Here is a 13,672-nt window from a genome sequence, read left to right as displayed (position 1 = left end):
GTTATAATAAGGCAAATTATTCAACTGTGATGCCCTATGCAAAATATTACCCTTCTTGGCTCCACCGGCTCGATTGGCAAAAGCACCCTTTCGGTGATTGCCCACAATCCAGACAAATTCCGCGCCTTTGCTCTCGTGGGCGGGCAAAATGCCACCTTAATGGCCGAGCAGTGCCAGCAGTTTCAACCGCACTTTGCCGTGATGGCCGACGAGCGCGCGGCGCAAACCTTGCGTGAGCACATCAAGCAACTTGGGCTGAAAACCGAAGTGCGCGCAGGCGAGCAGGCGATTTGCGAGATTGCCGCCCACCCACAAGCCGACCAAGTGATGGCAGCGATTGTCGGTGCGGCGGGGCTGGCGCCCACCTTGGCGGCCATTCAAGCGGGCAAAAAGGTGCTGCTGGCCAATAAAGAGTCGCTGGTCACCTGCGGGCAGCTGTTTATTGATGAAGTGGCAAAGTGCGGTGCGCAGCTGCTGCCTGTCGACAGCGAGCACAACGCCATTTTCCAAGCGCTGCCGCCCTCCGAGCAGGCGCGCGTTGGGCATTGCCAGCTCGAACAAGCGGGCATTAACCACATTTTGCTCACCGGCTCCGGCGGGCCATTTCGTCAAACCGCACTTTGTGATTTTGACGATATCACGCCTGCGCAAGCGGTGGCGCACCCGAATTGGTCAATGGGGCAGAAAATCTCAGTGGATTCCGCCACCATGATGAACAAAGGGCTGGAATACATTGAAGCGCGCTGGCTGTTCAACGCCAGTGCAGAGCAGATGGAGATTATCATTCACCCGCAGTCGATCATTCACTCCATGGTGCGTTATGTTGACGGCTCGGTGCTGGCGCAGCTAGGCAACCCAGATATGCGCACGCCGATTGCGCACGCCATGAGCTACCCTGACCGCACTTTATCGGGTGTGGGCGAGTTGGATTTTTTCAAGCTCAAAGAACTAACCTTTATCGAGCCTGATTTTGCCCGCTACCCGTGCTTGCAATTGGCGATTGAAAGCTTTGCCGCGGGGCAATATGCCACCACGGCGATGAATGCCGCCAATGAAATTGCCGTGGAGGCCTTTTTAAAAGGCAAAGTGCGGTTCACCGACATTGCGAAAATCAACCGCCAAGTGGTGGAGAGCCTGCCTGCGCAAACCATCAGCGAGATTGCCGATGTGTTTGCCATCGACCGCAAAGCCCGTGCGCGTGCGCGTCAATTGGTGGCGATTTAACATTCTCAGCCCCCTTAGCTTGTGATATAGTGGGTGAAATTTTAGGTTGGGATTTCTATGACAGCAACACCAAAAGCAATGCCAAAACACGTTGCCATCATCATGGACGGCAATGGCCGCTGGGCGAAACAGCGCGGCAAGCTGCGCGTGGCCGGCCACAAGCGGGGTGTGCAAGCCGTGCGCAGCGCGGTGGCCTATGCCGCCAAAGAGGGCATTCACTCCCTCACACTCTATGCTTTTAGCTCCGAGAACTGGTCGCGCCCGGCTCAAGAGGTGGACCACTTGATGGATCTATTTATGTGGGCGTTGCAGCGTGAGGTGAAAAAGCTGTGTGAAAACAACATTCAGCTGCGCATTTTAGGTGATGTGTCGCGCTTTAGTGACGCGCTGCAAAAAAAGATCGCCCACGCCCAGCACTTAACGCAGGCCAACACGGGGCTGATTTTAAACATTGCCGCTAACTACGGCGGGCAGTGGGATATTGTCCAAGCCGCGCAAAAGCTCAGTGCCAAAGTGCGGTCAGGCGAGCTTGAGGTGGAGGCGATCGACGCGGCATTATTCAACGCGCATTTGATCACCGCCGAGCAGCCGAGCGTTGATTTGCTGATTCGCACCAGTGGCGAGCAGCGGATCAGCAACTTTTTACTCTGGCAAATTGCCTACGCAGAGCTGTATTTCACCGATTGCCTGTGGCCTGATTTTAATGAAGACGAATTTGCTAAAGCCATTGTGGCGTTTAACCAACGCGACCGTCGTTTTGGCGCAACTCAAGAGCAAATAAAAGGAGCGCAAGATGCTTAAGCAACGTGTCATGTCCGCCATTGTGTTACTCGCCTTTGTCCTACTCGCGCTGGTGTATTTCTCGCCTTATGCTTTTGCGCTCACCATTGGCGTGATTGTGATTCTCGGCGTGTGGGAGTGGTGCCAGTTTGCCAAACACAAACGCGACATCTGGCGTTATATTGTCACAGGGCTAAGTGGCTGCTTGCTCTATTTAACGCTCTATGCTTATCAAGATAAAATCAACGCTGGCATTGTGCTCAGCGCCAATAATAGCTGGCTGTTATACGCCGCCATGGCCTGGTGGCTGACCGCACTTGGCATGGTGCTGACCTACCCAAATTCTGCCAAATATTGGGACAAACCCGCGCTGTGGCAGCTGCTGTTTGGCTTTTTAACACTGGCGCCGTTTATGCTCGCGCTGTTGACGCTGCGTTTGTACAACTACAATCTCAACCCGTACAGCGGCTTGATTTTGTTGTTATATGTGCTGGTGCTGGTGTGGGTGGCGGATTCGGGCGCCTATTTCTGCGGCCGCGCCTTTGGCAAACACAAACTCGCCAGCCTTGTTTCCCCGAAAAAAACCTGGGAGGGGCTTGTTGGCGGTGTGGTTTGCGCGCTGATTATCGGCGTGGTTTATGTCAAACTTACGCCAGCGGATTTCATTTTGCGCCAAGTGCCGCTTGGCACGTTGTTGTTGATCTCTTTGGGCACCGTGCTTATCTCCATTTTGGGGGATTTGACGGAAAGCATGTTCAAACGTGATGCGGGCATCAAAGACAGCAGCAACCTGATTCCTGGCCACGGCGGTGTGTTGGATCGCATCGACAGCCTCACCGCGGCATTGCCGTTTTTCTGCTTAATGTTTTATTGGTTGACGTAAGGATACGCATGAATTTTTTGTGGTCGCTCGCCTCGTTTTTGTTGTCATCAGTGTCTTGGTTTTTGTCCACGAGTTTGGGCATTTTTGGGCGGCGCGCCGCTGTGGCATCAAGGTGCTGCGCTTTTCCCTCGGCTTTGGCAAGGTGCTGTTTCGCCGCAAGGATAAACTGGGCACCGAATTTGTGGTCTCGCTTATTCCACTCGGCGGCTATGTGCGTATGCTCGACAGCTCCGCTGAGCCCGTGCCGGCCTATTTAAGCCAATACGATTACAAACAAAATCCGTGCTCCAGCGCGCGTTTGTGATTGCCGCCGGCCCCTTGGCGAACTTTTTATTCGCCATTTTCGCCTATTGGGTGATTTTTATGGTTGGCATCCCTGCCGTGAAGCCAGTGATTGGCCAGGTCGCGCCCGAGTCGATTGCCGCCCGTGCCGAGCTTGCCCCCGATATGCAAATTCGCGCCATTGATGGCGAAACGGTGCATGACTGGAACGACATCAATATGCTCCTCACCGCGAAGCTGGGCAAACCCGCGGTGAAGGTGAGCGTGGCAAACGTGGATTCTGAGCAGCTGCGCGACCGCACTTTAGATTTAAGCCAATGGCATTATGACCCACAAAAAGAGGCGGCGTTCACCGCGCTGGGCATCACGCCAGTACACAACGAGGTGCAACTGGTGGTGAGCAAAGTGACTGACAACTCACCGGCCCAACGTGCAGGGCTGAAGGTTGGGGATGAGATTCTCACCATCAACAACCAAACGCTCGATTGGCAAGGCGTGGTGCGTATCATCGAGGAAAACCTCAACCGCACTTTGGATGTCGGGGTGCTGCGCCACGGCGAGCGGCTCAATTTGGCGATTACACCTGAGCTCAACAAGCAAGACAAAGCCTACATCGGCTTTGCGCCGACGGTGAAACCCTTGCCTGAAAAGTATCGCAGCGAGCTAAAATATGGTATGCTAGAGGCGCTTTGGCACGGGGTTGAAAAAACCTGGCAGTTGAGCGTGGTGACAGTCAAACTGGTGGGCAAATTAATCACCGGTGACATTTCGCTGAAAAATATCGGCGGGCCGATTGCCATTGCCCAAGGCGCGGGCATTTCATCTGAAATTGGCCTGCTGTATTATTTAAGTTTTATGGCGCTGATTAGCGTCAACCTCGGCATTATGAATTTGATTCCGCTGCCGGTACTCGACGGCGGGCATTTGCTCTTTTTGGCCGTTGAGGGCGTGCGCGGCAAGCCAGTGTCTGAACGGGTGCGGGAGATCTTTTTCCGCATTGGCGCAACCGCACTTTTAATGTTGACGGTGTTTGCCGTTTTTAATGATATCATTCGTTTTATTTAAGGCTGATGGCCACAACGTACTAACAATTTAGGATAGGACTCAGGGACAATGAAAAAACTTTTCGCAACCAGTTTACTACTCGCCAGTAGTTCCGTCTTGGCGGCTACCTTCACCGTGCAAGATATCCGCGTGGAGGGCACAGACCCCGTCACGGCACAGCGCATTCGCGCCGCCTTGCCTGTGAAAGTGGGCCAGCGCGCTAATGATCAAGATTTATCCAAAATTGTGCGTACTTTGTTCCAACGCAACAATATTGATAACGTGGTGGCCCGCCGTGACGGCAACACCCTTGTGGTCGAAGTGCAACCGCGCCCATACATCACCGAGCTTGACATCAAAGGCAACAAACAAATCCCGAAAGACGCTCTTGAAAGCAACTTGCGTGATAACGGCATCGCCAAAGGCGAGATTTTGCAACGCGACAAACTGGAAGCCTTCCGCGCTGAGCTGGAAAAACACTACCACACCATGGGTTACAACAACGTAGAAGTGAAAACCGTGATTGATGATCTCGGCCAAGGCCGCGCCAAGTTGACCCTTGATATCACAGAAAACAAATCCTCTTTGGTGAAAACCATCAATTTTGAAGGCAACAACACTTTCAGCGACAGTAAATTGTTGCAACAAGTGGATATTCAGCCCGATGTGTCTTGGTGGAATATTTTTGCCAGTAGCCGTTTTTCAGAGCCAAAATTTGAAAAAGATTTGAACACCTTGCGTGATTTTTATCTCAACCAAGGCTATGCCAAATTCCGCATTCTTGATACCGATGTCAAACTCAGCGACGACAAAAAGAACATCGACATCACCATCAAAATGGATGAAGGCGAAAAATACACCATCAATGATGTCAAAATTATCGGTGACACTGCGGGCATGAACGCTGAACTCAACCAACTGTTGGCTAATGTAAAACGCGGCGAGCAATTCCGCGGTAGCACCGTGCGTCGCATTGAAGAGGGGATTAAATCCACCCTCGGCGAGCGTGGCTATGCCAACCCGCAAATTCATGTACAACCAGAGTTTAATGATCCACAACATTCCGTAGATTTGATTGTGGTGGTGGAAGCTGGCCGCCGCTATTATGTGCGCAGCATCCGCTTTGAAGGCAACGACGTGAGTGCGGACTCCACCTTGCGTCAAGAAATGCGCCAGCCAGAAGGTGCGTGGCTCAATACCGCACTTTTAGATCAAGGTAAATACCGCTTAGAGCGCACAGGCTTTTATGAAACCGTGGATATGCAAACCTTGGCTGTGCCGAATGTTGACGACCAAGTGGATGTGGTTTACAAAGTGAAAGAGCGCAACACCGGCAGCATCAACTTTGGTGTGGGTTACGGTACTGAAAGCGGCTTGAGCTACCAAGCGAGCATCAAACAAGACAACTTCCTCGGCATGGGCTCATCAGTGAGCTTGTCGGGCACCAAAAACAAATATGCCACCAGCGTGAACCTCGGCTATAACGAGCCGTACTTCACTCGCGATGGCGTCAGCCTCGGTGGTAATGCGTTTTATGACAAATACGACTATTCAGACTCCAGCACCACGGCGGCCTATTCGCGTACAAGCTACGGCCTTAACGGCACGTTGGGCTTCCCAGTCAATGAAAACAACTCCTACTATTTAGGCCTAGGCTGGGTGCGCAACAAACTTAAAGATATGTATCCGGAATACAACCGTGCGCTTTATCTCAGCTCTATGAACATTGACAAATGGACGGTGAAAACGGATGACTTTGAGTTCAGCGCCGGCTGGAATTACAACACCTTAAACCGCGGCTTCTTGCCAACAGACGGCACGCGCGCCAGCCTTGGTGGTAAAATTACCATCCCTGGCTCGGATAACAAATACTACAAAGTTAACGCCGATGTGGTCACCTTCAAACCATTGAACTATGACCAAACTTGGGTGCTGATGGGTAAAGCAGGATTGTCTTACGCCAAAGGCTTTGGCGGCAAAGAAATGCCGTTCTACCAAAACTACAGCGCCGGCGGCATCGGCAGCTTGCGCGGCTTTGCCTACGGTGCGGTGGGGCCAAAAGCGATTTATCCAAACTGTAATGATGGCGATCGCAACACCCCTGTTACTACCAGCAAAAACGCATACCACTGCATCAACAACGATGTTATCGGTGGTAACGCCATGGCAACGGCGGGTGTGGAATTGATCATGCCAACCCCATTTGTCAGTGACAAAAACCAAAACGTGGTGCGCACCTCGGTATTCTTAGACGCCGCCAGTGTGTGGAACACCAAATGGAAAAAAGGCACACGCAAAGAGTTTGACATTCAACAAGGCCAAATTGCCAACTACGGCAACCCTAAACGCGTGCGCGCGTCCGCCGGCCTTGCCTTCCAATGGAACTCACCGATTGGGCCATTGGTGTTCTCGTATGCCAAACCGGTTAAAAAATACGAAGGTGATGAAATTGAACAATTCCAATTTAGCATTGGTGGCACGTTCTAATTCATTATAAAAAAAGAACTTTTTATTAAAAGTGCGGTCTTAAACAATGTGGCAGAGCAATCTGCCCGTTAACAACATAAAAAAGGATGTAACTATGAAAAACACCATGAAAATGGCAGGATTAACACTCGCATTAGCGCTTACTTCAGCTTTTGCACAAGCGGAAGAAAACATTGCTTATATCGACTCAGCAGCCATCTTCCAAAGCCACCCAGACCGCGAAGCGGTGGCCAAAAAAATTGATGACGAACTCAAAGGCCCAGCTGAAAAATTGCAAGCCGCTGAGAAAAAAATCGTTGATAAAATGAAAGCACTGGAAAAAGAAGCACCAAAACTTCGCCGTGCCGACATTCAAAAACGTGAAGACGAAATCAACAAATTGCGTCAAAGCTATCAAGAACAAGTGAACGCCTTCCAGCAAAAAAATGAAAAATTGCAATATGAAGAGCGTGCAAAATTGTTGCAAAGCATTCAAGAAGCAACCAACGAAGTGGCTAAAGAGAAAAACTACACCTACGTGATTGACGCCAACGCGCTGGTTTATGCCGCCGATGGCAAAGACATCACCAAAGAGGTGTTGGACCACATCAAACCTGCTGAAAAAGCACCAGCGAAAGCGGAAGAGAAAAAAGCAGGGAAGTAATCCATCATGGCAAGTTTTAGCTTAAAGCAACTTGCAGAGCATGTGAAAGGGCGCTTGCGCGGTGATGCAAGCGCCACAATCGCGCGCATTGCACCCCTTGACCGCGCCACAGCCGATGAGCTGAGCTTTATTACCAATGCCAAACTGCGCGAGCAACTCGCCCAAAGCCAAGCGGGCTGCCTGTTGGTGAAAGAAGACGACGTGCCGTTTTGTGCACCAGAGAGCAACCTCATCATCACGCCAGACCCGTATGTCGCCTATGCCAAAATCGCCCAGCTGATTGACACCACACCCGCGCCTGCCTGTGGCATTGCGGCAAGTGCGGTGGTGGCACAAAGTGCGGTTTTAGGCCACAACGTGAGCATTGGTGCCAACGTCGTGATTGAAGCTGGCGCCGTGCTGGGGGATAACGTGGTTATCGGCGCGGGCTGCTTTGTCGGCCAACACGCGCGCATCGGCGCACACACCAAATTATGGGCCAATGTGAGTGTCTACCACCGCGTGGAGATTGGCGAGCACTGCTTGATTCAATCCAACACCGTGATCGGCGGCGACGGCTTTGGCTACGCCAACGAGCAAGGCAAATGGGTGAAAATCCCGCAAACGGGCAGCGTGAAAATTGGCAACCATGTTGAAATTGGCGCGTGTACCTGTATTGACCGCGGTGCGCTTGACGACACCGTGATTGAAGATAATGTGATCATTGATAATCTCTGCCAAATTGCGCACAATGTCCACATTGGCACGGGCACTGCGGTGGCCGGTGGCGTGATTATGGCCGGCAGCCTCAACGTGGGGCGCTATTGCTTGATTGGTGGCGCAAGTGTCATCAACGGGCACATGAGTATTTGCGATGGCGTGACCATCACTGGCATGGGCATGGTGATGCGGCCAATCGACAAGCCTGGGGTTTACTCCTCTGGCATTCCATTGCAAAGCAACAAAGAGTGGCGCAAAACTGCCGCGTTAACATTGAATATCAGTGACATGAACAAACGCCTCAAAGCGTTAGAAAAAGAGAATAAAAAATAACCGATAGGGTGAAGTAGTACCTTTCGCAACCTTAAGGAAATCACAGTGACAGAGCAAGTTGAAACATCAAAAGAACAAAAAATTGTAGACATTAACGAGATCATGCAGCTGTTGCCGCACCGTTACCCTTTCTTACTCGTTGATCGCGTAATCGACTTTGAAGAAGGCAAGTGGCTCAAAGCGGTGAAAAACGTGTCTGTCAATGAGCCGTGCTTTACAGGCCACTTCCCGCAAAAACCGGTGTTTCCAGGGGTGTTGATTCTTGAAGCCATGGCGCAGGCAACGGGCGTATTGGCGTTTAAAACCCGTGCTTTGCCAAAAGATGAGTTGTTCTATTTTGCCGCCATCGATAATGCCCGCTTCAAACGCCCAGTAGAGCCGGGTGATCAAATGATCTTGGAAGTGCACTTTATCAAAGAACGCCGCGGCGTGACCCGCTTTACTGGCGTGGCCACGGTTGATGGCAAAGTTGTCTGTGAAGCCGAGCTAATGTGTGCCCGTCGGGGTATGTAAGGAGCAAGCATGATCGATCCATCTGCCAAAATTCACCCACAAGCCATCGTCAGCGATGGCGCCAAAATTGGTGCAGAGGTTGAAATTGGGCCGTTTTGTGTCATCGGCCCTGAGGTTGAAATTGGGGCGCGCACCAAATTGAACTCCCACGTGGTGGTCAACGGCAACACCACCATTGGCTGCGACAACCAAATCTTTCAATTTGCCAGCATTGGTGAGGTCAACCAAGACCTGAAATATCAAGGTGAGCCAACCAAAACCATCATTGGCGATCGCAACCGCATTCGCGAAAGTGTCACCATCCACCGTGGCACTGTGCAAGGTGGCGGTGTTACCCGTGTCGGTGATGACAATTTGCTGATGATCAACGCCCACATCGCCCACGATTGCCAAATCAAAAACCACTGCATTTTGGCCAACAATGCCACCTTAGCGGGCCACGTTGAGCTTGACGATTTTGTGATTGTCGGTGGCATGTCGGCCATTCATCAGTTTGTGATCGTCGGCGCCCACGTGATGCTTGGCGGCGGCTCGATGGTCAGCCAAGATGTGCCACCTTATGTGATGGCGCAAGGCAACCACGCACGCCCATTTGGCGTTAACCTTGAAGGCCTAAAACGCCGCGGGTTTGACAAACAAGCCATGCGCGCGGTGCGCAGCGTTTATAAGCTGATTTACCGCAGTGGCAAGAGCTTGGAAGAAGTCATCCCAGAAATTGAGCAACTCGCTGAAAGCGAAGCGGCCGTGAGCTTTTTCCTCTCCTTCTTCAAACGCTCCACCCGCGGCATTATCCGCTAACCTCCCAACCGCACTTTGGTCAAAAGGCAAAGTGCGGTTTTGTCAATTTTTCTGAGCACATTCTCTTTTATGCCGAATGGCAGCAACCCATTTCACCTGGCTAAATTCGAGCAATAAATAACCGCTTTTTGATTATAGCCTCATCAGCGCGAGGGGATTTTATTGCATAAAAACGCACAAAAACCTTGCAACGCAGGGGTTATGATAATAAACTTAGGCAAAAGGTGGGAAAAAGTGGGATTTAGTGGAAGTTTTTCCTGAATTGACGTAAATTGAAAAGAGCAGATTATGTTTCGTGGCGCAACATCCATCAGCTTAGATAGCAAGGGGCGGTTTTCCGTGCCGACGCGTTATCGTGCTGAAATTTTGGCGCAAAACGACGGGCAAATGGTCTGCACTGTGGATATCCGCCAGCCGTGCTTGCTGCTCTACCCGCTAAACGAGTGGGAAATCATTGAGCAAAAATTACTCGGCTTGTCGAATTTTGATACGCATCAGCGCCGTTTGCAGCGTGTGATGCTCGGCTTTGCCACCGAATGCAGCTTGGATAAAAATGGTCGGATTTTGCTCAGCCCAACCCTGCGTGAGCAAGTCAAATTGGAGAAAAACATCAAGCTGGTCGGCCAACTCAACAAATTTGAGCTGTGGAGCGAGGCGCGTTGGAACACGCAAATTACCGAAGATATTGAATTGGGCAGCAGCGATGCCTTTTTCGCCACCGAAGAATTAAAGACGCTGTCACTGTAAAAATAGAGAAAGACTCATCTTTCCAACAGTGGTGGTAGCACTAGCAGGGCAAGCGGCGTATATTTATACGCCGCGAACCCATTTTACCAAATACGTTTACATGAGTTCACTGTTATGAGTTCGTCGCCAAATGCCAACACAGGTCATATTACGGTGCTGCTGAATGAAGCCGTAGCAGGCCTTGCCGTGAAAGAAAACGGCATTTATATTGATGGCACATTTGGCCGCGGCGGACACAGTCGCAAAATCCTCTCACAACTTGGCGAACACGGCCGGCTGATTGCCATCGACCGTGACCCACGCGCCATCGCTGAAGCCAAAACCATCACCGACCCGCGCTTTTCCATTATCCACAGCCCATTTTCCACCTTGGATAGCATTTGCGCGCAGCATAACTTAACCGGCAAAATCGACGGCATTTTGCTCGATCTTGGCGTGTCTTCGCCACAATTAGACGACGCTGAGCGCGGCTTTAGCTTTATGCAAGACGGCCCGCTGGATATGCGCATGGACCCAACCCAAGGCTTAAGCGCGCAAGCGTGGCTCGAGCAAGTCTCCATTGCTGATCTCACCTGGGTGTTGAAAACCTTTGGCGAAGAGCGCTTTGCCAAACGCATCGCCACCGCGATTGTTAGCTACAACCAACTGGCGAAAGAAAATGGCCAGCCGACGCTCAACCGCACTTCACAATTAAGCCACTTGATTGCCCAAGCGGTGCCGTTTAAAGACAAACACAAGCACCCTGCCACCCGCACGTTTCAGGCCATTCGGATTTTTATCAACAGTGAACTCGACGAACTTGAAACCGCACTTTGTGGGGCGCTGAGCGTGCTGCGCTCAGGCGGGCGGCTGTCGATCATCAGTTTCCATTCGCTTGAAGATCGCATGGTCAAGCACTTTTTCAAAAAACAAAGCAAAGGGCAAGAGATTCCAAAAGGGCTGCCAGTGCGCGACGACGAGTTTGACCGCGGGCAAACCTTGAAATTAATTGGCAAAGCCATCAAACCCAGCGCGCAAGAAATTGCTGCCAACCCGCGCTCACGCAGTGCGGTGCTGCGGGTGGGGGAAAAGCTATGAACGTGAGCGAACGCCACCCGCTGCGCAAGCTCATTATTGATGACTTGCTGGCCTCAAACAAAATTGCGCTGGCGCTGCTGCTGGCGGTTTTGCTTAGTGCGGTCGGCACCATTTATATGATTCACCAAACCCGTCAGCTCAACGCGCACAACGGGGAATTGATTTTGGAAAAACGCGCGTTGGAAAACGATTATGTCAACCTCAAGCTTGAAGAGCACGCCCTCGATGACAATGTGCGCATTACCGGCGTGGCGCGCAAAATGCACATGGGCGAAATTGCCAACGAGCAGCAGGTTATTATCATTGAGCCAGGTCACTAGGGTAGCATGATGAAATTTTTCTCGAAAAAACATCAACGAAAAGGCGCACAGTTTAATAAAAAAGCGCCTGCGGCTATCAAACAAAATGCCGCGGTGGAAAGCGCCTTTATCAAATGGCGCTATTACATCGTCATTGCTGTTATCTTTGCTGCGATGGCGGTTTTGTTGGCGCGCGCGGTGGATTTGCAGATCAACAACGCCGATAAAATGAACTACGAGGCGGATAAACGCTCACTGCGCACCCAAGCGCTGCGCTCCGCTCGTGGCATGATTTTAGACCGCAATGGCAAATGGCTTTCGGTGAGTGTGGAGATGTACTCTTTGGTGGCCGACCCTAAAGTGATTTTTGAAAAAGGCTCACTGCAAGACGAAGCTCGCTGGAAGGCGCTGGCCGATGCACTGAAAATCCCGTATAAAAAAATCAAAGCCAAAATCAGCAAAAACCCGAAAAGCCGCTATATTTATCTTGCCCGCCAAATCACACCTGAGGTGGCCAAATACGCCCGCGAGCTGAAAATCCAAGGCGTGCAACTCACGCCAGAGTTCCGTCGTTTTTATCCAAAAGTGGAAGAAACCGCGCATTTGATTGGCTTCACCAACATTGACGGCGAGGGCATTGAAGGGATTGAGAAAAGCTTCAACAAATTGCTGCTCGGCCAAGACGGCTCCCGCACTTACCGCAAAGACGGCCAAGGCAACATGGTAGAAGCGGTGGATGACACGCAAAAATACGACGCGCACAATGTCACCTTGAGCATTGACGACCAATTGCAATCCATGGCGTATCGCTACATTAAAGAAGCCGTGATTGAAAACAAAGCCGAGTCTGGCACCATTGTGCTGGTGGATATCCGCACTGGCGAAGTGCTCGCCATGGCTAATGCGCCGTCATACAACCCAAATAACCGCAACACCACCGTGAAGGCAGATTTGCGCCGCAACCGCGCCATCACCGACACCTTCGAGCCAGGCTCCACGGTCAAACCGTTTGTGGTGTTGACCGCACTTCAACGCGGCATTGTGAACAAAAACTCAGTGCTCAACACCCGCCCATTTACCGTCAACGGGCACACCATTCACGATGTGGCCAACTACGACAAACTCTCAATTGCCGGCATTTTGCAAAAATCCAGTAACGTGGGTGTAAGCCACCTCGCCTTAGCGATGCCACCGACCGCGCTGGTGGAAACCTACGAAAAAGCGGGCTTTGGCAAAGCCACCGATCTTGGCTTGATTGGTGAGCAACAAGGCATTTTGCCACACCGCAAACGCTGGGCCGACATTGAGCGCGCCACCATCTCTTACGGCTACGGCTTGATGGTCACACCAATCCAGCTGGCACGCGCCTACGTCACCTTGGGCAGCTTTGGCATTTATCGCCCGCTGTCGATCACCAAAGTTGACCCGCCAGTTATCGGCACCCGCGTGTTTCCTGAAAAAACCACCCGCGATGTGATTCACATGATGGAAACCGTCGCCTTGCCAGGCGGTGGTGGTGTGGCGGCCGCCGTGAAAGGCTACCGTGTGGCGATCAAAACCGGTACGGCGAAAAAAATTGAAGACGGCAAATATGTCAATAAATACATTGCCTACACCGCAGGGGTGGCGCCGGCGAGCAATCCGCGCTTTGCTTTGGTGGTGCTGATTAATGAACCAAAAGGCAGCAAATATTATGGTGGTGCCATCTCCGCGCCAGTGTTCTCGAAGGTGATGGAATTCACCTTGCGCTCACAAAACATCAAGCCGGATGCCATCAGCGAGAACGACACCGCCACGCGCATCATTCGCCTTGATCAACAACAATCGGCGGTGGCCACGCCATCTCAGCCAATGAACTAGGAG

The 13,672-nt window shown here is 51.6% G+C and carries 12 protein-coding genes and 1 pseudogene; all 13 read left to right on the top strand.

Annotation, left to right across the window (positions count from 1 at the left end; all coding sequences use genetic code 11):
* Window positions 1–36 precede the first annotated feature (36 nt).
* The 13 genes and pseudogenes from ispC to ftsI all read left to right on the top strand — a co-directional run bounded on the left by ispC (window position 37) and on the right by ftsI (window position 13,669).
* Window positions 37–1,224 (top strand): 1-deoxy-D-xylulose-5-phosphate reductoisomerase, encoded by a 1,188-nt coding sequence (gene ispC / locus HPC37_RS04215; protein WP_208121955.1) that lies wholly within the window; start codon window positions 37–39, stop codon window positions 1,222–1,224.
* Window positions 1,225–1,281: 57 nt separating this feature from the next.
* Complete coding sequence (gene uppS / locus HPC37_RS04210) at window positions 1,282–2,025, top strand: polyprenyl diphosphate synthase (RefSeq protein WP_208121954.1); 744 nt, start codon at window positions 1,282–1,284, stop codon at window positions 2,023–2,025.
* Entirely contained in the window at window positions 2,018–2,887 is an 870-nt protein-coding gene (locus tag HPC37_RS04205) for a phosphatidate cytidylyltransferase (protein WP_208121953.1), read from the top strand. The genes uppS and HPC37_RS04205 overlap by 8 nt, the downstream gene beginning before the upstream one ends.
* Window positions 2,888–2,895: 8 nt before the next feature.
* Window positions 2,896–4,234: pseudogene (rseP, locus tag HPC37_RS04200) on the top strand (sigma E protease regulator RseP).
* Between the two features lie 48 nt (window positions 4,235–4,282).
* On the top strand, window positions 4,283–6,700 hold the full coding sequence (gene bamA / locus HPC37_RS04195; protein ID WP_208121952.1) for an outer membrane protein assembly factor BamA: 2,418 nt from the start codon (window positions 4,283–4,285) through the stop codon (window positions 6,698–6,700).
* Window positions 6,701–6,794: 94 nt separating this feature from the next.
* The gene (locus HPC37_RS04190; RefSeq protein ID WP_208121951.1) at window positions 6,795–7,343 is read left to right on the top strand and encodes an OmpH/Skp family outer membrane protein; all 549 of its coding nucleotides are present in this window, start codon (window positions 6,795–6,797) and stop codon (window positions 7,341–7,343) included.
* Window positions 7,344–7,349: 6 nt separating this feature from the next.
* Window positions 7,350–8,375 (top strand): UDP-3-O-(3-hydroxymyristoyl)glucosamine N-acyltransferase, encoded by a 1,026-nt coding sequence (lpxD, locus tag HPC37_RS04185; protein WP_208121950.1) that lies wholly within the window; start codon window positions 7,350–7,352, stop codon window positions 8,373–8,375.
* A gap of 45 nt (window positions 8,376–8,420) precedes the next feature.
* Window positions 8,421–8,888, top strand: a complete 468-nt coding sequence (fabZ, locus tag HPC37_RS04180; protein WP_208121949.1) for a 3-hydroxyacyl-ACP dehydratase FabZ — start codon at window positions 8,421–8,423, stop codon at window positions 8,886–8,888.
* Between the two features lie 9 nt (window positions 8,889–8,897).
* The gene (gene lpxA / locus HPC37_RS04175; protein WP_208121948.1) at window positions 8,898–9,686 is read left to right on the top strand and encodes an acyl-ACP--UDP-N-acetylglucosamine O-acyltransferase; all 789 of its coding nucleotides are present in this window, start codon (window positions 8,898–8,900) and stop codon (window positions 9,684–9,686) included.
* A gap of 288 nt (window positions 9,687–9,974) precedes the next feature.
* Complete coding sequence (gene mraZ, locus HPC37_RS04170; RefSeq protein ID WP_208121947.1) at window positions 9,975–10,433, top strand: division/cell wall cluster transcriptional repressor MraZ; 459 nt, start codon at window positions 9,975–9,977, stop codon at window positions 10,431–10,433.
* Between the two features lie 114 nt (window positions 10,434–10,547).
* Window positions 10,548–11,510, top strand: coding sequence for a 16S rRNA (cytosine(1402)-N(4))-methyltransferase RsmH (gene rsmH / locus HPC37_RS04165; protein ID WP_208121946.1), 963 nt, complete (start codon window positions 10,548–10,550; stop codon window positions 11,508–11,510).
* Window positions 11,507–11,830, top strand: coding sequence for a cell division protein FtsL (ftsL, locus tag HPC37_RS04160; RefSeq protein ID WP_208121945.1), 324 nt, complete (start codon window positions 11,507–11,509; stop codon window positions 11,828–11,830). The genes rsmH and ftsL overlap by 4 nt, the downstream gene beginning before the upstream one ends.
* Window positions 11,831–11,836: 6 nt before the next feature.
* Window positions 11,837–13,669: a peptidoglycan glycosyltransferase FtsI gene (ftsI, locus tag HPC37_RS04155; RefSeq protein ID WP_208121944.1), complete on the top strand. Its 1,833-nt coding sequence runs from the start codon at window positions 11,837–11,839 to the stop codon at window positions 13,667–13,669.
* Window positions 13,670–13,672: the final 3 nt, after the last annotated feature.

Origin of the sequence: Spirabiliibacterium mucosae (genome assembly GCF_014884965.1) — a bacterium.
Classification (GTDB): domain Bacteria; phylum Pseudomonadota; class Gammaproteobacteria; order Enterobacterales; family Pasteurellaceae; genus Spirabiliibacterium; species Spirabiliibacterium mucosae.
This window is presented reverse-complemented; position numbering and strand designations above follow the sequence as displayed.